General features: G+C 43.8%; 12 protein-coding genes and 3 rRNA genes. 1 reads left to right on the top strand and 14 read right to left on the bottom strand.

Features of this window, described 5'->3' with window-relative positions; genetic code table 11:
- Positions 1-14 precede the first annotated feature (14 nt).
- The 11 genes from HXT19_RS00825 to HXT19_RS00775 all read right to left on the bottom strand — a co-directional run bounded on the left by HXT19_RS00825 (position 15) and on the right by HXT19_RS00775 (position 15,956).
- Positions 15-2,297: a choice-of-anchor M domain-containing protein gene (locus HXT19_RS00825; protein WP_422119710.1), complete on the bottom strand. Its 2,283-nt coding sequence runs from the start codon at positions 2,295-2,297 to the stop codon at positions 15-17.
- Positions 2,290-3,678, bottom strand: a complete 1,389-nt coding sequence (locus HXT19_RS00820) for a choice-of-anchor M domain-containing protein (RefSeq protein WP_048730834.1) — start codon at positions 3,676-3,678, stop codon at positions 2,290-2,292. Before HXT19_RS00820 ends, HXT19_RS00825 begins: the two co-directional genes overlap by 8 nt.
- A gap of 13 nt (positions 3,679-3,691) precedes the next feature.
- Positions 3,692-6,157 carry a choice-of-anchor M domain-containing protein gene (locus tag HXT19_RS00815; protein WP_048730833.1) on the bottom strand — a complete coding sequence of 822 codons (2,466 nt, stop codon included), beginning with the start codon at positions 6,155-6,157 and terminating at the stop codon, positions 3,692-3,694.
- Between the two features lie 233 nt (positions 6,158-6,390).
- A complete protein-coding gene (locus HXT19_RS00810; RefSeq protein ID WP_004118082.1) occupies positions 6,391-6,945 on the bottom strand; it encodes a cysteine hydrolase family protein in 555 nt (184 codons plus the stop codon).
- Positions 6,946-7,126: 181 nt separating this feature from the next.
- Positions 7,127-7,243: ribosomal RNA gene (rrf, locus tag HXT19_RS00805) — 5S ribosomal RNA — on the bottom strand.
- Between the two features lie 167 nt (positions 7,244-7,410).
- Positions 7,411-10,471, bottom strand: a 23S ribosomal RNA gene (locus HXT19_RS00800).
- Positions 10,472-10,844: 373 nt separating this feature from the next.
- A 16S ribosomal RNA gene (locus HXT19_RS00795) occupies positions 10,845-12,372 on the bottom strand.
- Together the 16S, 23S and 5S rRNA genes form the textbook arrangement of a ribosomal RNA operon.
- A gap of 190 nt (positions 12,373-12,562) precedes the next feature.
- The gene (locus tag HXT19_RS00790) at positions 12,563-12,862 is read right to left on the bottom strand and encodes a hypothetical protein (protein WP_422119709.1); all 300 of its coding nucleotides are present in this window, start codon (positions 12,860-12,862) and stop codon (positions 12,563-12,565) included.
- Positions 12,863-12,934: 72 nt separating this feature from the next.
- A complete protein-coding gene (gene gnd, locus HXT19_RS00785) occupies positions 12,935-13,810 on the bottom strand; it encodes a phosphogluconate dehydrogenase (NAD(+)-dependent, decarboxylating) (RefSeq protein ID WP_004118197.1) in 876 nt (291 codons plus the stop codon).
- A 97-nt stretch (positions 13,811-13,907) separates the two neighbouring features.
- On the bottom strand, positions 13,908-15,248 hold the full coding sequence (locus HXT19_RS00780) for a GntP family permease (RefSeq protein WP_004112718.1): 1,341 nt from the start codon (positions 15,246-15,248) through the stop codon (positions 13,908-13,910).
- Positions 15,249-15,428: 180 nt separating this feature from the next.
- Positions 15,429-15,956, bottom strand: coding sequence for a gluconokinase (locus HXT19_RS00775; protein ID WP_004112729.1), 528 nt, complete (start codon positions 15,954-15,956; stop codon positions 15,429-15,431).
- 161 nt (positions 15,957-16,117) lie between these two features.
- Here HXT19_RS00775 and HXT19_RS00770 point away from each other — a divergent pair, with 161 nt between their 5' ends.
- A complete protein-coding gene (locus tag HXT19_RS00770) occupies positions 16,118-16,858 on the top strand; it encodes a FadR/GntR family transcriptional regulator (protein WP_004112733.1) in 741 nt (246 codons plus the stop codon).
- Positions 16,859-16,887: 29 nt separating this feature from the next.
- On the opposite strand, the gene HXT19_RS00765 is transcribed toward HXT19_RS00770, so the two are convergent.
- From HXT19_RS00765 to HXT19_RS00755, 3 genes are all read right to left on the bottom strand, one after another.
- Entirely contained in the window at positions 16,888-17,721 is an 834-nt protein-coding gene (locus HXT19_RS00765; protein WP_004112735.1) for an HD domain-containing protein, read from the bottom strand.
- Positions 17,722-17,790: 69 nt separating this feature from the next.
- The gene (locus tag HXT19_RS00760; protein ID WP_004112737.1) at positions 17,791-20,292 is read right to left on the bottom strand and encodes a KUP/HAK/KT family potassium transporter; all 2,502 of its coding nucleotides are present in this window, start codon (positions 20,290-20,292) and stop codon (positions 17,791-17,793) included.
- A gap of 200 nt (positions 20,293-20,492) precedes the next feature.
- A complete protein-coding gene (locus tag HXT19_RS00755; protein ID WP_004118191.1) occupies positions 20,493-21,473 on the bottom strand; it encodes a TatD family hydrolase in 981 nt (326 codons plus the stop codon).
- Positions 21,474-21,482 lie beyond the last annotated feature (9 nt).

Genomic DNA, 21,482 nt, shown 5'->3' with positions numbered 1-21,482 from the left:
ATGTTTTCTACGCTTTATTTCAAATTCATAAGTGCTCTAAATAAGCCTCCTGCAGGTATTAATCCGCGTTTGCGTAGAACGAACAATCCAGCTGCGCAAGTTCCAGAAATTGCTGTAATACCAAGACTTAAAGCCGTGTATGCAACTACTGGCTTGCGTTTGAACAATCCTACTATTCCTCTAGGCTCTTCGCTTTTAACGCCGCTTTGCAAACTTTTTCTTAGACCTTTAACTCGTTTGGAATTGTATTTTGATTGGATGCCTTTGTTTGCATGATTTCCAATTCCGCCAGAAAGACTTACAGACCTGCCAGTTTTGCCTCGATTAGCGCTTTTCGATGCTCCAATTCCACCACCAAAGAATGATCCTCCCGAACCGGAGTTTCCTCTAGCTGCAGCTGCTAATGGCGTCGTGCCACTATTATTGCCAGAATTTCCATTATTTCCAGAATTGTCGTTATTGTTGACTTTGTCGTCGGAACTGTTCTCAGAGTCATCATCAGTTTCATCAGTTTCATTTGACTTATCATCTGAATCTACGTCTTCGCCATCGACTTTTGTCATAGAGCAGCTCATTGGCTTTTCCATTGGGTCTACACCAATTGCAAAGTGGAAGTCTTTTGTAACTGTTTTTCCGTTTGCACTTACAGCAAAAGTAATCGTATAATATCCAGACTTTGAGAAGTCCCAGTTTAAATGCATATGCGTGTTTGCTGGGATTGTATACGTACTGTTTCCACTACTAGACATGAGTGTTTTAGCTTTTACACCAAGTCCGCCTTGCAACCAAATTCGCACGCTACCTGGCCCTTTTACAGATTTAAGGCTGATCTTGCTTGGCTTGTGTGGGCTTAAATTCTGGTTACTCCAGCCAACCCACGGTACGCTATTTTTTTGCGTTTGTGGAAGTCGCCACACACCTTTATCTTTAGCTGATTTTCCAGCATAAAACACAACTTTGCTCGGGTCGCGTTTCACGTGGCTTCCAGTCACGTCTTCTTGTACTGCAAATCCTATTCCATTGCCAGTTGAATAGGTTGCTAAATCAACGTGACCATGCTTTATTACTAGCTTATCGCCTTGTAAATCCTTAAATTTTGAGCATTTTTTGACGGTTTTTTGCTTTTTGTTTTTGCCTTTAGATTCGGTTTCAGATCCAGATTCGGTTTCAGATCCGTTACCACCTTCACTTTTCCCATTGCCATCTTCCTCGTCAGAACTTTGGTTAGCTAGTCCGCCATTTGGCTTGGCTCCAGGCCATGGTGTTACGTAAACTCTGTTATTGTTTCCGTTTATGACTATTGAAGTGGAAGAATCTTCATCATCTTCATCTTCGTTGTCTTCAGATTCTTCATCTTCATTATCACTATCGTTACCGTCTTCATCGTCTAAGTCCTTACCCTCAGACTGTTTATTTTTCTGATTATTTTGCGAAGTGGCATTATTATTAGTAGGCTCACCTGATTGATCGTTTGTGTCATATTCAGAAGATTCTTTAGCACGCTTAAGGTCAACTTCAAATGTGTAATCTTGTGTAGCAGTAAGTTTATTACCATCACTAGTTTCAGCAACAGCCTTTACTGTCAAAATATACATACCTGGTACAGTAAAAACCCAATCCATATGCACATGAGCGTTATTGTCCACAGTGTACTCACTTGGAAAATCCGTGCCACTTGTTCCAAGATATTTTAATATTGCGCCATCATCTTTTCCAGCCATATAAACTGCGCCATTTTCTGGCATCTTAGCATTTTCAAAGCTGAAAGTTACTTTTTTGATTTTATGATCTTCACTCAAAGGTTCAGTAGAAACACCTGCATATAATTTACCTTCTTCCATTTGAGAAGAAAGATGATACACATATTTCACATTTTGTTTCACGAAAGAAAATGTTTTACCTTTTCTTACGCGACTTTTATTACCGACAATAAACCGAACCAACGAAGGGTCATATCGGACACCATTTTTCGTGGTTCCAGGAAAAGCGTCTCCTCTTGTTCCAAGCACAAGATTTCCGCCGGCATCTTTATAAGTTGCAAAAACGTCGGTATGACCTTTTTTTACTCTGCATAAGTTTGCGGCGGCAGTTGCATTACTGCTTGGTTGAGCAGCATTTTCTTCAAGTTGAGCTGCCACGCAAGCTTGAGCATTAGCAAGTTCAGAGTCTGCAACAGCATCGTCGGCATACGCACTACCGCAATTACAGCAGCATATTGACGCTAGGAATCCAAAAGATATTATTGCGCTTATAATCGCGCTTATTAGTTTGAGGCAAATTAATGTTTTACTATGCATTGTTTTGTCCTAAATTATTAAAATCTGTGTTCGGTAAGATAGTTGTTTCTTCTGTAGGATTCACTAAGTCACTTAGTGAACTTTGATTTTCAACATACTGAGGATTTGGATTCATATAAGTTTGATTCGCTTGAGACTGAACGTACTGCTGCGAATATGGCTGAGTATAAGTCTGTGCTGGAGCAACTGGCTGCACTGGCACATTAGACTGAGCATACACTGGTTGCTGCGGAACTCCATACTGCTGTTGTTGTACAGGCTGTTGTACGTACTGCGGTTGCATTTGCTGCACTGGAGCCACCATTTGCGGTTGCATTTGCTGCTGCATAGGAGCCATTGGCGAAACTTGCTGATTCACACCATGCTGACTAATCGCCTGCTGCTTTGCCTTCTTACTTTTAATTACAGCGAATACAATAAACGCAATAATTACGATTGTTAGAATTACAAACACAATCATCACAATCTGCGCTATCGCTACCGTATCGTCAGCGCTACTAGCTTTCTTATGCTTTCTGGCGGAAGCATTGCTCGATTCGCGTCCTTCCGCATTCTCATCATTGTTGTCTGCGTCAGACTCTTCGTTATTTTCTCCGTCGTTTCCTTCGTTTGCATTCGATGAGCCAGCCTGAGAGTGCGCGCCTGAAGATGATGCTCCTGCTGCACCAGCTAACGCAGCTTGTGGATCTGTTTTTTCTCCCACTGCAAAATTAAGCACACGAGTATCGCTTACAGCGCGACCATTCTTTAGTTTTCCAGAAAAAGTGAGCTTTATATGGTAGATTCCAGGCTTCGAGAATACCCAATTTACGTGAGTGTGCGCGTTCGCTTCAATCCAACTGTTTTGTGGATATCCTTTAGTACTATCCCATAATTGCTGTGGAGCATTATTGCCATTTTCAAGGTAGACGTGCAGTTTTCCAGGTCCGCTAACGCCATCAAGCGAAAGGTTTGCTCCGCGATCTAGCTCGTTAAGCACTCCGCCTTCCTGCGTGTTCCATCCGAGCCATACCACATTAGAGTTTTGTGTTTGTGGAATCACATAAAGCTTTGTTCCTGGTTTTTCGCCGATAAAGTTGTACGTTGCATCGTTTGGCATAGGAACTATTGAACTGTTGCCAAGTTTGAATACTACGTTTTCTGGGTCTCTCCATACTGGTTCGTCGCCAGTATCATCGCGAATTTGTATTTTCCAATTTCCGCCAGAAAGTGTTGGTCCAAAATCTGCGTGACCTGCCTGAATCATAACTGGCTGGTTGCTTGTTGCAGCTTTGGCGGACCCCATAAATGGAGATGGGAGTAGAGCCGTAGCTAGTAGCATAATTGCTGTGCATATTGATGCTATTATTGCCGTTGCTATATAGTGCTTGTTTTTAGTCATTTTTCTTCTCCTTCTACAACAACTTCATACGTGGTCTCATCAAGAAAGCCCCAGCGCCTGTTACAGCACACAAGCTCACGCTTGCAGTTCCTACAGCAGCAGCTACCCACTTTGTTTTGTGACTTTTCTCTTCTTGTTCTTCTTCTGACTCTTCTAGTACTTCTGAATCCTCAATGTTTTCATCATCAGAATTGTATGAAGCAGCTTTAGTTTTATTTGACTTTTTACCTTTTTTACTAAGCAATTTCACTTTTTTCATCTTCTTAGAATGTTTTGAAGAAGAAATACCATTTGACAATCCGCCTAATCCTTTAGAAGAAGATTTTGTGAAGCTTCCACTAGCATTTGTAAATACATTATTAGTATTAGTTCTTGCAACTAACGGAGTGGTTGCGGATTGCTTAAAACTGTTATTGTCAGAGTCTGACGATTCGGAAGAGTTATGCGAATTGGAAGAATCAGACGAATTGGAATCATCTTCGTTTTCATCTGACTTATTCTTATTCTTCTTTTTATCTTTATCCTTATCGTTTTTCTTTTTGTTCTTTTTAGAATCTTTATTATCTGACTCTGATTCCTTATTGTTATTCTTTTCTTTTGATTCACCTGTGTTATTGGATTCTTCGTCCTGATTGCCGTCTTCTATCTCATTCTGGCTATCAGATTCATCGTTTCCATTAGACTTATGGTTCTTATTCTTTTTACGATTCTTCTTATTTTTCTTATTCTTCTTGTTTTTTGTTTTATTGTTCGTAGATTTTTTCTTATTGGACTTCTTATTATTGTCCTTATTACCAGAATGTTCTTTCTCTGAATTTTTCAACCATATTTGATAATCGGTAAAATCGTTAAATTCTTCATTTCTGTACAATTCGCCGTTCTCAAGCACAAGCGACGAGCGAACAATAGCTCCATCCATACTTTCGTCAATCTTCAAATTTAAGTTCTTACCTTCTTCTTTAGGTATGTACTTAAATTTTGTTTCGCCAGCTTTTTTAATAAGCCAAACATGCCTTTTTACTATGGAAGTAACTTGAACGTCTGGATCTTGCTTTTGACCTTTAATAACAGATACTCGTGGACTATAAAGCACAGAACGAAGATTTAGTGTATCTCCAACTCCAAGAGGTTTCATCCTACCAACCGCAGCAACCACAGGCCTTCCATCAGCACCATGATCATCTACCACAATTTTTACAGTATCTCTATCATCTCCAAAACCTAATCCCAACTCAATCCCACCGCTTATCGTTGCATTAACAAGCATTCCATTTAATGCAGGCTCTGCTGGAATATTAAATGTTTCTTTAAGATCTGGATCTCTATCCCCTACTGGAAAATTGCTATTAAAATCGTATGAAAAATCAGGACCTTTTTCGTCTTCTCGAATATACGTCCAAGATGGCTTGGTATCTTTTTTACCGCGTATTGATTTTGGCAAATACACTGAAAGGCTAACTTCACCACCCGGCTCATACGAGTGATAATGCGGATGTGAACCAGTATTTCTTACGCCAACAATGCAAATATTACTATCGTCTTCTCTGCAATGTGTGCTGCCCGACAATGATTCTTCAACAAATTTAGGATCTCTTGTTGGCGGCACGCGATTAGGATCCATCTGCAAAGTTTCTGTTTTGCTTGAAACTGCATGTGTTTTATTATGTTTTACTTCGAAAGTATACGTAGCATGCTTTGAAGTAACAGTTGTGCCAGTTTTCTTATTTTTTACTATTGTGTAAGCGCTAATTTTGTAAGTTCCCGGCTTTGTAAAAACCCAATCAGCATGTTCATGACCAACCATTGACTGATGTATAATGCCAGGCATTACGAATCGACTTCCAGCTACACTTTCATCATCTTTATCATGCGCTTCTAAAGATGACACAAAAGTTTCATTATTATCATTTGTTTTTTGAGTCCAAGCAAGAACGCGTCCGCCTTCAGGGGCAATAACTTTATCAATTACTATATCTGCGCAAGCGTCGCTAGTATCTTTAGCTCCTACAGAAAAACGAGAATTAGACGAATCCCAGCCAGGAAATACTTCGCTACTCTGCTTATTTCCTGAACCGTTCAAACGCCAATAGCCATCTGACGTATTAAAAGGTATATCTCCAGCATTTTTGTAAGGAAGATTTGAAGTATAAAATGACGAATCAGAAATAGTCATCGTCACATTTTTAGGAGAATAAATTACATTCCCATAGCTAAGACCCATTAGCAGATCACTATTTTCTCTAGTTTGGAATGAATAAAAAGCGTCTACATGCCCGGAGTTAATTGTGACTTTTTCTTCAGGGGAATATTGATCTCCTCTAACATCATCACTGCCAACCCAAACATTCTGAGAATCTTCTTCATCCGCATACGCAGGATTTGCAGCGCTGAACCCCGATACCAGCACCGCAAACGCAAGCACCGCAACGCCACACATTGCAAACGCGCGTTTTACCATATTCTTAATGACCTGAGTCATAATTACTATTTCGCTCTCTACACTTCATCTTCTCTATTTCGCAATGTGTACTCTTCTTTTACACATAACTACTCGAAGACATCTTTACAACGTCTATCAATAATAATAATGATTCTCATTAATAGTCAAGTCGACACTCCGATTAAACAAAAACGCTGGCAGCTCAAAGCAACCAGCGTCGATTATTTAATAATTGATTATTTAATAATTATTTATATTTTTAGCTAAAGATCTTAGCCTTCTACAATATCTGCATTAAGACAAGTCTTAAAGTGGCGCAAAGCCCACTCGTGACCTTGAGGATCAAAGCTTGCGACTGCATCTTTGTGAACCACAATCTTGAATCCAAGATTATACGCATCGACAGCCGTGTGAAGCACGCAAATATCTGTGCAAACGCCTACCAAATGCAGCTCCTCAATATGACGTTCGCGAAGCTTAATCAGCAAATCAGTGCCATTGAACGACGAGTAGCGCGTCTTATGAATGTAATAAACGTTGCTTTTATCTTTATTTGCCTCATAAAAATTGCCAAGCATGCCATACAGTTTCTGACCGTGTGTTCCAGCAATATTGTGAGGTGGGAAAAGCTTAGCTTCAGGATGATACGGATCGTTTAGATGATGCGTATCGATTGCAAAAACAACGAATTCTCCAGCGTCTAGAAATTCTTGCGATATCTCTGTAATTCGCTTCTCGAGCTTTTGTGCAGGCTCTCCTACTGTAAGCGAGCCATCACTTGCAACGAAATCATTCGTATAATCAATGTTAATAAGAGCCTTTTTCATACATACTTCCGTCTAATTGTGTTAAAGCTACACTTACACACTACTCTTTACGCTAACAAGATTCTTTACACTAACATGTTTTGGTACAATCGCACTACAAGAATATGAACGTGTTCGACGATAACCTAAGCTTAAATAATAAAATAGCGGGGAACAATCAAGTTCCCCGCTAGAAAGAATAATGCGGCAGCGTGCTAGTCTCCCACACCCTATCGAGTGCAGTACCCTCACCGTGTCAGGCCTTAGCTTCCGGGTTCGGAATGGGACCGGGCGTCTCACCTGAGCCATGACCACCGCAAAACTAGATTATACACTCGCTTTAAACGAGCGGCAACTTGGCGGTTTGGGAACCGGACATGAACGCGAGCAAACAGAAGAAACAATCATCAAAATCAACAACTTAACCATAAAATGACCGTCTAACACTCCATACTATCTAAGAGAATTAAACGATAAGCAATACAAGTAGTATCACAATCGCCCATTAGTACTGGTCAGCTCCACCCCTTACAGGGCTTCCACATCCAGCCTATCAACCACGTGTTCTACATGGGGGCTCACACACAAAGTGCAAGGAATGCTAATCTTGGAGCAGGCTTCCCGCTTAGATGCTTTCAGCGGTTATCCCTTCCAAACGTAGCTAACCGGCAGCGCCACTGGCGTGACGACCGGCATACCAGAGGTTCGTCCACCCAGGTCCTCTCGTACTATGGGCAGGTCTCCTCAACATTCCAACGAGCGCAGAGGATAGAGACCAAACTGTCTCACGACGTTCTGAACCCAGCTCGCGTGCCGCTTTAATCGGCGAACAGCCGAACCCTTGGGACCTGCTCCAGCCCCAGGATGCGACGAGCCGACATCGAGGTGCCAAACCATCCCGTCGATATGGACTCTTGGGAATGATCAGCCTGTTATCCCCGGGGTACCTTTTATCCGTTGAGCGATGCCACGTCCGTACGCCGGCACCGGATCACTATCTCCGACTTTCGTCCCTGCTCGACCCGTCAGTCTCACAGTCAAGCCCGCTTGTGCGATTACACTCAACACCCGATTGCCAACCGGGCTGAGCGGACCATTGAGCGCCTCCGTTACTCTTTAGGAGGCAACCGCCCCAGTTAAACTACCCGCCAGGCACTGTCCCTAACACGGATAACGTGTCGAGGTTAGACGCCAGATATGGAAAGAGCGGTATTTCACTGATCGACTCCACGCAAGCTAGCGCCCACGCTTCACAGCCTCCCGCCTATGCTACACGATCCACACCTAACGACAATACCAAGGTATAGTAAAGGTCCCGGGGTCTTTTCGTCCTTCTGCGCTTAACGAGCATCTTTACTCGTACTGCAATTTCGCCGGGCTCCTGGCCGAGACAGTGGGGAAGTCGTTACGCCATTCGTGCAGGTCGGAACTTACCCGACAAGGAATTTCGCTACCTTAGGATGGTTATAGTTACCACCGCCGTTTACCGGGGCTTAAATTCACCGCTTCACCGAAGCTAACGGATCCTCTTAACCTTCCGGCACCGGGCAGGCGTCAGAGCGTATACAGCGGCTTACGCCTTCGCACGCTCCTGTGTTTTTGGTAAACAGTCGCTACCCCCTAGCTTGTGCCACCCCCAACAGCTCCGCTTGTAAAAAACATCACCATCAGGGGTCTCCCTTATGCCGAAGGCACGGGAGTAATTTGCCGAGTTCCTTGGCCAGGATTCGCCCGATCGCTTTGGTATACTCTACCAGACCACCAGTGTCGGTTTAGGGTACGAGCGGAATCACACCTCACGTTGAAGCTTTTCTCGGCAAGCAGGATCACCGGAATCAGCCTTACAGCCTACCCATCACGCCTCAGCTTAAACATCCCCCGGATTTACCTAGAGGACAGCCCACACGCTTAGCCACGGAAAACCACCTCCGCAGCCGGCTACCTACCCGCGTCACTCCCACGCTAACCTACTACCGATACAGTCCCAACACTAAACCAGAAGAAAACCCCGAAAGGCAATCAACCAGAATAACGAAGGTTAGTACTCTCAGATTCAGTTCGAACGGTGTAACACCGGTACGGGAATATCAACCCGTTCATCCATTCGACTACGCCTGTCGGCCTCGCCTTAGGACTCGACTCACCCGGGGACGACGAACGTGGCCCCGGAACCCTTAGTCATTCAGCGGACAGGATTCACACCTGTCTCTCGCTACTCATGTCTGCATTCTCACTCCCGTATAGTCCACGACAAGTTCACACTGCCGCTTCACCCCATACAGGACGCTCTCCTACCCCACATGAACTAAATCATGCAGTCGCGTCTTCGGTGGCGTGCTTAAGCCCCGCTACATTGTCGGCGCGGAACCACTAGACCAGTGAGCTGTTACGCACTCTTTCAAGGATGGCTGCTTCTGAGCCAACCTCCTGGCTGTCTATGCGACTCCACATCCTTTCCCACTTAGCACGCGCTTCGGGACCTTAGACGACGATCAGGGCTGTTTCCCTTTTGACGACGGAGCTTATCCCCCGCCGACTCACTGCCATGATAAACCTAACAGGTATTCGGAGTTTGGCTGCTATTAGTACCCGGTATGGGCCCGCAAGCATCCAGTAGCTCTACCCCCTGCAAGCAATAACATGACGCTGCACCTAAATGCATTTCGGAGAGAACCAGCTATCACGGAATTTGATTGGCCTTTCACCCCTAACCCCAAGTCATCCCCCCAGTTTTCAACCTAGGTGGGTTCGGTCCTCCACACGGTCTTACCCGCGCTTCAACCTGCTCAGGGCTAGATCATCCCGCTTCGGGTCCAGGACATGCGACTAAAACGCCTTTTAAAACTCGCTTTCGCTACGGCTCCCCCACCCGGGTTAGCCTCGCCACATACCACTGACTCGCAGACTCATTTTTCGATAGGCACGCCGTCACCCCACAAAGAAGGCTCCGACGGATTGTAAGCGCACGGTTTCAGGAACTATTTCACTCCCCTCCCGGGGTGCTTTTCACCTTTCCCTCACGGTACTAGTACACTATCGGTCAGACAGGAATACTTAGGCTTACCCAACGGTCTGGGCAGATTCACGCGGGATTCCACGAGGCCCGCGCTACTTGGGAATAAACATAAAAAGACATCGCGCAACCTGCTACGGGGCCATCACCCTCTACGGCTGGGAATTCAATCCCATTCACATAACACGACATTTTATCACTCTTCTCAACCCCGTCAGAGGCTGAACAGTCAATCCCACGACCCCGAATACGCAACACCTGACGGTTATCACACGTACTCGGTTTAGCCTGATCCGCTTTCGCTCGCCACTACTCACGGAGTATCCTTTCCTGCAGGTACTGAGATGTTTCACTTCCCTGCGTACCCCCCACAAAAACTGTGGTGACCACCCATAACAGTGGCCGGGTCTCCCCATTCGGAAATCCTCGGATCAAAGCCCACTCGGCAGCTCCCCGAGGCATATCGCAGCCCGTCACGTCCTTCATCGGTCCTGTCTACCAAGGCATCCACCATACGCCCTTACCAGTGATACACCAGTAAAAAGCCTATCGCTTAACTCTCTAGACAATAAATCATCACACTAAACGATCACAAAACGATCAAGCGACTCCACCAAAATGGAGCCGGTTGAAATTGATAAAAGTAAAAACAAGCAAAACCAAAAACAGTCTCACTATTCTTACTCGCGTCCACTATCCAGTTCTCAAACCACCAAACACCAAGAACACAAGCCAAAAACCAAAAAGCCTCAACCTGTAATCCAAGGGCCAGGACCGCAACCCCAAAAAAGGGGGGTGGCAATCCGGGAACCCAAAAGCATGCCCAACAAACTCATCTAAAAACATTAACTATTGTTTTCCACACCAGTAACCACACTCAATCCGAGCGTGCACAAAAACTCCGTAGAAAGGAGGTGATCCAGCCGCACCTTCCGGTACGGCTACCTTGTTACGACTTAGTCCCAATCACGAGCCTCACCTTAGACGGCTCCATCCCAAAAGGGTTAGGCCACCGGCTTCGGGTGCTGCCCACTTTCATGACTTGACGGGCGGTGTGTACAAGGCCCGGGAACGCATTCACCGCGACGTTGCTGATTCGCGATTACTAGCGACTCCGCCTTCACGTAGTCGAGTTGCAGACTACGATCCGAACTGAGACCAGTTTTAAGGGATTAGCACCATGTCACCATGAAGCAACCCGTTGTACTGGCCATTGTAGCATGCGTGAAGCCCTGGACGTAAGGGGCATGATGATCTGACGTCATCCCCACCTTCCTCCGAGTTAACCCCGGCGGTCCCCCGTGAGTTCCCGGCATAACCCGCTGGCAACACAGGGCGAGGGTTGCGCTCGTTGCGGGACTTAACCCAACATCTCACGACACGAGCTGACGACGACCATGCACCACCTGTGAACCTGCCCCGAAGGGAAACCACATCTCTGCAGTCGTCAGGCACATGTCAAGCCCAGGTAAGGTTCTTCGCGTTGCATCGAATTAATCCGCATGCTCCGCCGCTTGTGCGGGCCCCCGTCAATTTCTTTGAGTTTTAGCCTTGCGGCCGTACTCCCCAGGCGGGACGCTTAACGCGTTAGCTCCGACACAGAACCCGTGGAATGGGCCCCACATCCAGCGTCCACCGTTTACGGCGTGGACTACCAGGGTATCTAATCCTGTTCGCTCCCCACGCTTTCGCTTCTCAGCGTCAGTAACAGCCCAGAGACCTGCCTTCGCCATTGGTGTTCTTCCCGATATCTACACATTCCACCGTTACACCGAGAATTCCAGTCTCCCCTACTGCACTCTAGCCCGCCCGTACCCGGCGCAAACCCACCGTTAAGCGATGGGCTTTCACACCAGACGCGACGAACCGCCTACAAGCTCTTTACGCCCAATAATTCCGGATAACGCTTGCGCCCTACGTATTACCGCGGCTGCTGGCACGTAGTTAGCCGGCGCTTATTCGAAAGGTACACTCACCCAAAAGGCTTGCTCCCAATCAAAAGCGGTTTACAACCCGAAGGCCTTCATCCCGCACGCGGCGTCGCTGCGTCAGGGTTTCCCCCATTGCGCAATATTCCCCACTGCTGCCTCCCGTAGGAGTCTGGGCCGTATCTCAGTCCCAATGTGGCCGTCCGCCCTCTCAGGCCGGCTACCCGTCGAAGCCTAGGTGGGCCATTACCCCGCCTACAAGCTGATAGGACGCGACCCCATCCCATGCCACTAAACACTTTCCCAACAAGACATGCGTCAAGTTGGAGCATCCAGCATTACCACCCGTTTCCAAGAGCTATTCTGGAGCATGGGGCAGGTTGGTCACGCATTACTCACCCGTTCGCCACTCTCACCAACCAGCAAGCTGGTCAGATCCCGTTCGACTTGCATGTGTTAAGCACGCCGCCAGCGTTCATCCTGAGCCAGAATCGAACCCTCCACGAAAAACTTCAATGAAGAGCCAACAAAAGGCTCCAATATAAAAGAAAAAGACGAGACATTCTTTAAGGAAAGAACATCCCAACAAAAAACCTCACCATCATTTAACCATCTCTCAGGCACCCCACAATCCGTGAGGCTGACAATGAACTGGCAATAATTAACTAATAAGTAGTACAGACACGCTCTTGAGTTCTCAAACCACCACCACACCAGCCGGCCCATCAACCTCAACCGAGGAGAACCAGCCGCGCTGAGCAGCAAGAGATAAACTTACACCAAACCCCACCAAAACGCAAACCAACACCAAACAAACACCACAAAACCATTGAAAACAAGCCAAAACATCGGCGTGTCGAAAACACGCAAAAAACCACAACAAACCACCAACACAAAACCAAAAACAACCCAAAAAACAAACAAAAAACCATAAAAAACACAAAACCCGGGAGTGTCGAAAATAAAATAGATGGGCAATTAACACATAACTGCCCATCTATACAATCTTTATCTATTCTTTATCTATTTTTTATCTATTTTTACCTTAGATATTTTCTACTTACTTTGACTATTTTTTAGTGACATGACCACCAAACTGCGCACGCAACGATGAAACTACTCGCAAAGTGTCATCTCCACCTCCGCGAGATACTTGACGAGCCCACAATGAGCATGCGGTAACTGGGGTTGGAACACCAAGTTCAAGTGCAGCTTCAACCATCCACTTTGCTTCACCAGATTCATTAGCAACAGGAGGCATAGATTCTAATGTTGGATCGTCTTTTGCAGCGCGCGCGAATAAGTCAAGCAACCAAGACTGAACAACAGAACCTTGGCGCCATGAAGACATAACCTTAGCTGGATCATCTATTAATTCTGAACGCATCATTGTTGCAAAGCCTTCACCAAAAGCCTGCATCATCCCGTATTCAATTCCATTGTGAACCATCTTGGCAAAATGACCACCGCCAACAGCACCAGCGTGAACGAGTCCGTCAGGGCCTTCAGGCTTCAAAGTCTCGAAAATTGGTAGCATTCTCTGATAATCTTCATCGGAGCCGCCAGCCATCAATGCGTATCCACGAGTCGATCCCCAAACTCCGCCTGAAACTCCAACATCCATAAAATGGATTCCCTTTGCTTTTAATTCAGCAGAATGACGTTGATCATCAATATACCTAGTATTGCCTCCATCAATTACTAGGTCATTATCTTCGAGAAGATTGCTTAATTTTTCGATAGTTGTGTCTGTAGGAGAACCAGCTGGAACCATAACCCATACAATACGCGGACTAGAAAGTCTTTGTACCAATTTTTCTAAAGAATCAACATCTCGATTTGATTCGGCACTAACGTCATATCCAACAACTTCATGACCTCCTTCGCGCAAGCGCTTAACCATGTTTCCACCCATGCGCCCTAAACCGATAACACCTAATTGCATAATAAATTCCTTCCTTCAAATTTTTTGATAACTTTTAATAACTTTTAATAACTTTTGCAAAACTGTCACAAAACTTATTCAGATAATCTTTTTAATTTCATATGAACACAGGAACAACAGCGGAAACTAGCATAATAATTGCAAGTCCAACAACAGACAATACTGTTTCCATTAATGACCATGTTTTAAATGTTTGTCCTACGCTCATACCGAAATATTCTTTAACCAACCAGAATCCAGCATCATTTACATGAGATAAGAAGATTGATCCAGCACCAATAGCTAGTACGAGTAACGCTAATTGTACTTGATTTAGATTTGCAGCCAAAGGTGCAACAATACCAGATGCCGTTACGGTTGCAACGGTTGCAGATCCAGTCGCCAGCCTAATTAGTACAGCAACAATCCATCCAGCAAGAAGAGGATTAAGATTTGCCTGAACAATGCCCGTAGCAATAACTTTACCAATTCCAGAATCTACAAGAGTTTGCTTGAATCCACCTCCAGCAGCAACAATCAACAAGATACTTGCAATTGAGGAGAACGAAAGGCCTACCAGAGAATTTAATGTATCCCTACTCCACTTTGCGCGAATAGCAAATAATATCATCGCAAAAATAGTAGTGATTGTAAGAGCTTCAAGTGGTGTTCCAATCCATGCGATTACACTACCAAATGTAGATTTTGATTGCCCCGTAATATCAACAACACTGGCTGCAAGCATAAGAATTACTGGAAGTAAAATTACGCTAGATGCTTCCGCGAATGTAGGACGATTTTGTGGCTTATCTTCCTTCTTATTGTCTTCTTCTTGCTTAGCTTGAATAGGAACCATTTTTACCATCCAATGAACCATTAGAGGTCCTGCGATTGCTACAGTTGGTATGGCGATAATCAAACCAAAAGCCAAAGTCAATCCAAGGTTTGCGTGCAAAGCATCAATAGCAACAAGTGGTCCAGGATGTGGCGGTACAAAAGCATGCAAAGCCGATAAGCCTGCGAGCGCCGGTATTCCTAAAGCAATTACTGGCATTTTTGTACGACGAGCAACAAGAAGAATAATTGGTATAAGTATCACTACACCAACTTCAAAGAACAGTGGAATTCCAACAATAAATGCGCTCAGCGCCATAGCCCATGGAAGTTTATGTTCTGGAGCTTTCTTAAGTATGGTGTCACAAATCACGTCTGCTCCACCAGAACGCGTAAGAAGAATTCCAATAATTCCGCCTAAAGCAATGAGTAATCCAACTCCTGATGCTGTGGAACCAACTCCATTAGTAAAGCTTGTAAGACTTTTATCATATGGAACTCCTGCAATGATTGCAGTTGCAATCGAACCAATCATTAACGATAGGAAGGGATGTACTTTTACCACTGCAATAAGTACGACAATAAGCGCTATACCTAATATTGCCGCAAGAATTAACCCACTCATAAATCCTCCATGATTTTGTGAATTGTTTTAATTATTGTGATGCTTTATTTATAATTCCTTGTGATCTTTTGTTTACGATCAATGCGCTAACAACTTTGTTATTTGCGTTAGTAATTTTTGAATGTATATTTTTGTGCTGCTTTACAATTGCGCCACTTTACAATTGCTATTGTTTTGAATTTATGATTGTTTTTGCAGCTGCGATTGTTCATATGTTTTTACTGCTTTGATAGCTCTATGAACCATATCTTCAACAGAACCTTCAATCGATATAACGGTTCCGTTTTCTTCTTTACCTAGAGGCTCCAAAATTGCAAACTGACTTGGCAATAAAGATGGTGGCATAAAGTGTCCTTTACGATCTTTTAGCCTCTGCGCTATTAACTCATGGCTTCCGTTTAAATGCAAGAAGTACACGTTTAGATTTTTAGAAAGAACTTCGCGATATGACCGTTTTAATGCAGAGCTTGAAACAACTGTGTTTTCTCCAAGACTTTCACGCGCAACCATCCATTTGTTAATAAGATCCAACCAAGGCCAACGATCTTCATCTGTTAGCGCAATTCCTGCGGACATTTTATCTATATTAGCTTTTGGATGAAAATCATCACCTTCTGCCAGAGTGTAACCAAGTTGATCGCGAATTGCCTCAGAAACAGTAGACTTGCCGCAACCAGCAACGCCCATCACTACAATGTGAATCGCCATAATAGCTCCTTTGTTATTGACAACACTATAAGAATACCACACAAAGACTCTTTGTCAAAGAATTAAGAGTCTTTGATATGTTATTTTTTGAGCATAACTATATTTTCATTTTCTATTTGCTAGGATGAAACCATAAGTATACATAAAACTGCGAGGCAAATATGGTGTCTAATACCACACAAAGTCAAATTTCTAGTGACTTAGTGACCGAAAACGCTCCTTTACATCTATCTATAGCAGATTCTCTCGCAGATGAAATAGTAAATAACAAATGGGAGCCAAAAACTAATCGAAAACTAGAAGATATTCAAAAACAATATGGAATATCTAGAACAGTAGCTCGAGAAGCAACAAGACTATTAGCATCTTTGGGTTGCGTACAATTTCAACGCGGAACAGGCGTAATAGCTTGCAATCCAGAAAATTGGGACGATTTAAATACACGAGTAATCACATGGAAACTACATTCACCATACAGAGAAAATGAACTACGAGCATTAACAGAACTTCGTCTTGTTGTAGAACCTGCCGCAGCAGCTGGATGTGCATTACGCGGAGATGTAGAAATACGCTATAAATTGGGCGTAATTGGTCACGATATGGTAAAAGCGGTAGAAGAAAATAGACTGGCAGATTTTCATGAATTAGATATCCAGTTCCATACTCTTTTGCTTGCAAATAGCGGTAACCCGATTTTTGCAAAACTTAGTTCAATAGTCGAAAGCGTATTACGCGGCAGAGTTGAGCTAAATCTTTATCCGCAAAAACCAAATAAAGAAGCGATATTAAACCATAAAAAGGTAACGCAGGCAATTATGGAAGGTGACGCAGCTGCAGCAAGCGCTGCTATGCACGATATTGTAGCCGAAGTAAACACTGCACTTGGATTAGCGGCTTTATAGCCATAAAAGCAAAGCTTAATCAACTTTGCCTAATCAACCTTAAGCCCAAAGAAATCTGCAAGCTTGCAAACACTCACTCTGCCATACTTATTAACCAAGAACATCCATCGCTTTGCATTTTCTTCGCCAAATCGTTCAGCTTTACGTCTATATGTATCAACTGTTAAAAATCGCGGCGGAATCGACTTACTGTTGTATTTATCTGCAACCATCACAATTTCTTGTTCAATAGTTTGCGGAATATAGTCGCCAGCTGGAAGCGGTAAATTCTGAGAAACAACTTGCTCGCGAGTCAGCCCTACACCAGTATGATTACGCGCAAATTGCGCAGTATCTTCGCTAAAACCGTTATCAATCAAATAGTTGTAGCCGCGCAAGCCGTGCAAAATATAATGAGGACCGTCAAACTCCAACTTACCGTTCTCTTCGCGCGAACCATCTTTAGCTAAAACAAAATAAGTTCCTATATCGTGCAACAATCCTCCAGCAAATGCAGCATATTCGTCTACATAATCACTTGGAGCCGCACCTCCATCGATTTGAGGAAGAGATAACGGATCTAAATTTATTAATTTTTCAAGACACGACTTTGCTAAATCACATCTACTTTTTAAGTCTTTATTGATTTTAGATATTTGACAAAGCATAATCCGTTCGACGGATGCTGGCGACTTATCCGCAAAATCCTCAATACTACCAAGCTGCTTAAAAGCCAACAACTGATTTTGACGTCTTGCGATCATCCAAGAAATCGTAGCAATAACAACACAATGGCAGTGAATCAAATTGTACGCAGCTTCACTTGGCGCAGTAGCGCGATGCAACTTTTCGATCCTATTAAAATCAGGCAAATCTGCAAGCATAATTACACCGCGCTCCTTAAAACAAAGCAACACAAACAAAGCACTTGTTGCTTAGTTGCTTAAATCACTTCACTTTTTAACTGCTTTAATCTGACCAGTATCTATTCTAGCGATTTTGCCAGTGTTAGATATTTTAGATTCCTTAGTCTCCTTATTTGCAGACTTTTCAGACTTCTCAGACTTGCCATCGCTAGAAACATTTGCATTAACAATATCTCTAGCGTTCATAATAGTTGTTTGTTCAGCATCCGACGCAACATCAGACACAATTCCTGAACCTTGCAAAGACTGAACTGCTCTAGAAGAAGCAACTTCTTCTCTCTTTAAACGAGGAGGTCTACGAGTGGAAACAAACAACGGCTGAACTTCTACAACAGGATTATACGGAGCTAATCCAAACCACTTAACAGGCGTACCAGCAATATGACGAATCGCATACTTCATTTTTAGCGATAACGCACCACGCAAAGAAATATTCGACTCAGGCATCAAAGCCTTATGTAAAAGCACGTAACGAATTGGACCAATATCTGGATCCGCATCAACCTTAGGGTACACAGATTGCTGTTGCGGAAGCTCGCCAGTATGCGACAAATCGTGCATAATCTGATGCAAATACGCAGGAATCGAAGGAGAAACCTTAAACCCAAGTTTGATCTTAACGCGGAACAAATAGTCCGTACCAAAATTCTCCACGCAATATTCGCGAGTAAACGGAGCATCATCCGTTTCCACTGACACAGCCCACCACGCGCGCGCACGCTTAGGATGATCCGCAAAAATAGAGAAGAAGATTCCAGTATCCAAACGCTTCATTTCCTTATCGGAAGTCAAATAAACAATGTTATCCGCAAAATAAGGAATACGGAAATCACGATGAAGCTTATCTAGCACAGGCAGAAAATCCTTAGGCTTCATGTGCAAGCGTTGAGAACGCTCAATCTTAGTGCCATCCTTCCAAGTGAGCATAACGATAAGAATCGTAGCCCCAAGAATCATGGTAAACCAACCACCATGCATGAATTTTGCCATAGATGCTATAAAGAACAAAATCTCGATAATCAAGAACACAGTGGCAAAAATTAAAGCAGCAATCTTCTTCTTTTGATACCACATGTGAACAGTAAGAAGTGTTGTTGTAGCAATCATGGTAAGCGTAAGTGCAAGACCATATGCTCCCGAAATATGCTCTGAATCTTTAAACACAGCTAAAACCGTAAGAGTTGCAAGACAAAGCACAAAATTAACAACTGGAATATAAAGCTGACCACGAGTACGCGCAGGGTAACGCACCTGGAGATGAGGCATCCAATTAAGGCTTGTAGCTTCTGAAACCATAGTGAATGCACCAGTAATCAAAGCCTGTGATGCAATAATGCCTGCTGTTACAGAAAGCACAACTGCTACATAACGTAAATTCGGGCTGAGCATCTGGAAGAAAGGATTTAAGCCTTCTATAGACCATAATGCTTTATTGTTTTGATGTTGTAGCATCCAGCTGCCTTGACCAAAGTAGTTTAGAACAAGAGCAACTTTAATAAATGGCCACGTAACGTAAACGTTTCCACGCCCAACATGACCCATATCAGAATACAAGGCTTCCGCACCTGTTGTGGAAAGGAATATGATGCCCATTAACGCCATTCCTTGCACATTGTGCGAACTAAACAAAAACTTCAAGCCGTAAATTGGGTTCAAAGCTTCAAAAATTGCCCAATCTTCTCCAATATTCATGATTCCAACAAGCGCTAGGAATCCGAACCATATCATAACTACTATGCCGAAAACTTTGCCTATTCTTTCAGTTCCTCGCTGTTGAACCGAAAACAGAATCACAATAATAACCACGGTGATCATTAAAGATAGATTGTCGTTTTCTAAGAAAATAGGCCTAAACGCAGATATAGTTCGCAGACCTTCAACTGCGGAAGATATTGAAACTGCTGGAGTTAGAACAGAATCCGCAAGGAACGCAGCACCGCCAATCATTGCTGGAATCGCAAGCCACGCGCCTTTTCGTCTAATAAGCGAGTAGAGTGCAAAAATTCCACCTTCGCCTTTGTTGTCTGTGCGCATAGCTACAAACACGTATTTTACGGTTGTGATCAGCGTGATTGACCAAAACACTAGGGATAACATTCCGTAAACGGCTTCGCGACTAATGTTTTGCAATCCGCCTTGACCAGCTAAGAATGTTTGAGCAGTGTACAAAGGAGAAGTTCCAATATCTCCATAAACAACGCCCAATGCCACTATCGACATACCTAAAGTAAATTTATCTGAGCTGGTTTGTATCTTTGCCCACCATCTGCCAAGTGGACCTCTAACCGCACTATCCGCAAGCTTTTCAGCCTCTTTAACTTCTTTAGCCTGCTGATACGCCAACGCCTCTCGTTCTTCGCGAGTGGTGGTTTTCTGAGAAACTTTTGGCGCTTTTGTAAAAGAAGCGGCTTTTAGGATCGCCTCTTTAGGGTTCGTTACTCCCTTAGCAGCCTTCTCAGACTCCTTCGCCCCGTTGCGAAGATCCTTAGCGTTATCGTTAGATAGCGCTGAAACGCGTGACTTAGTCATGCTTGATTTTTCCTCCAAAAAGTAAGACCTCTTCTTTGCAATAATCTGCCATAATAAGAAGTCGCATATGGTCTTACTGCTTACAGTTTTATTTATTTGTACCTAAATATTGTATACAATAACAGATATATAAAGCAAAGTCAGCATAGAATCCTTGAAAAATAAGGCTTAATCAAAGCAAGAATATAAGACTAGATCATCTAAAAACCGTAGATTTCTTTCGTTGTTTTTAAAGTTGACTTTGCTACTTCTAGCAAAGAACAGTCAAGCGCGGTTGCTAACGATTCAAGTGTATAAGGAACCATATAAGGCGCGTTCGGACGACCTCGATACGGCATTGGTGTAAGGTACGGCGCATCTGTTTCAACAGTTATATGATCTTTGCCAATGATTCGCGCAGATTCTTGTAAATCTTCGTTACCTTTATAGCTAATCGTTCCAGAAAAACTTGCGTACCATCCGTTTTCTTTTAGCACTTGAGCTAAGTCTTTCCCGCCAGAATAGCTGTGAAACACTGTGCGCTCTGGCGCTCCGTCTTTTAGCAAAATTTCTACAACATCACTATGAGCATCTCTATCGTGAATTTGAAGCGGCAAATTAAGCTCTTTTGCAAGTGCTATATGCGCGCGGAATGATTCGCGTTGGTAAATCCTTGCAGACTCGCCTGTGCGAAAATAGTCTAATCCCGTTTCACCTATTGCCACTACTTCTTCTGCGTTATCTACGACTAGCGAGCGCAAGTGTTGCATTGCTTCGTCAAATGAAATATCATGATACGGCTTATAAACCACCGGTAAGCCGTCTGGTCCTTCTGCTCCCCTATGACCGTGTAGAGGCGCTTCGTTGGGGTGAATCGCTATTGCAGCACGCACGCAATCCGCGTGAGCTGCCGCAAAATCTATTGTTGGCTGCCAATTTGGATATTCGCATCCAACCTCAATCATTTTAGAAACGCCTGATGCTTTTGCACTATTTACTAAGTCATCTGCACTTGGTTCCGCAATTGGTTCTCGCCCTTTTTGCGATAATTCTTGATTAAGATTTTTTGCAAAATCCACTACGCTTAACATGTGCGTGTGGTCGTCTGCGATTGTTATGCCTTCTTTAATTAGATTCTGCCATATTTCAGACTGCTCTGTTAAAGAAGGCGCCCAATTGTGTTCGCGATGATGCTTACTCATGATTTACAA

The organism is Gardnerella sp. DNF00038 (genome assembly GCF_049262855.1).
In the GTDB taxonomy this organism is placed as follows: domain Bacteria; phylum Actinomycetota; class Actinomycetes; order Actinomycetales; family Bifidobacteriaceae; genus Bifidobacterium; species Bifidobacterium vaginale.
Note: the sequence above shows the minus strand (reverse complement) of the source record. Positions and strands in the feature narration are given on the sequence as shown.

Bases quoted from the DNA above. Each gene is read 5' to 3' on its own strand.
- HXT19_RS00825 (WP_422119710.1), bottom strand. From the start codon at position 2,297: ATGCATAGTAAAACATTAATTTGCCTCAAACTAATAAGCGCGATTATA.
- HXT19_RS00820 (WP_048730834.1), bottom strand. From the start codon at position 3,678: ATGACTAAAAACAAGCACTATATAGCAACGGCAATAATAGCATCAATA.
- HXT19_RS00815 (WP_048730833.1), bottom strand. From the start codon at position 6,157: ATGACTCAGGTCATTAAGAATATGGTAAAACGCGCGTTTGCAATGTGT.
- HXT19_RS00810 (WP_004118082.1), bottom strand. From the start codon at position 6,945: ATGAAAAAGGCTCTTATTAACATTGATTATACGAATGATTTCGTTGCA.
- HXT19_RS00790 (WP_422119709.1), bottom strand. From the start codon at position 12,862: ATGGGCAGTTATGTGTTAATTGCCCATCTATTTTATTTTCGACACTCC.
- gnd (WP_004118197.1), bottom strand. From the start codon at position 13,810: ATGCAATTAGGTGTTATCGGTTTAGGGCGCATGGGTGGAAACATGGTT.
- HXT19_RS00780 (WP_004112718.1), bottom strand. From the start codon at position 15,248: ATGAGTGGGTTAATTCTTGCGGCAATATTAGGTATAGCGCTTATTGTC.
- HXT19_RS00775 (WP_004112729.1), bottom strand. From the start codon at position 15,956: ATGGCGATTCACATTGTAGTGATGGGCGTTGCTGGTTGCGGCAAGTCT.
- HXT19_RS00770 (WP_004112733.1), top strand. From the start codon at position 16,118: ATGGTGTCTAATACCACACAAAGTCAAATTTCTAGTGACTTAGTGACC.
- HXT19_RS00765 (WP_004112735.1), bottom strand. From the start codon at position 17,721: ATGCTTGCAGATTTGCCTGATTTTAATAGGATCGAAAAGTTGCATCGC.
- HXT19_RS00760 (WP_004112737.1), bottom strand. From the start codon at position 20,292: ATGACTAAGTCACGCGTTTCAGCGCTATCTAACGATAACGCTAAGGAT.
- HXT19_RS00755 (WP_004118191.1), bottom strand. From the start codon at position 21,473: ATGAGTAAGCATCATCGCGAACACAATTGGGCGCCTTCTTTAACAGAG.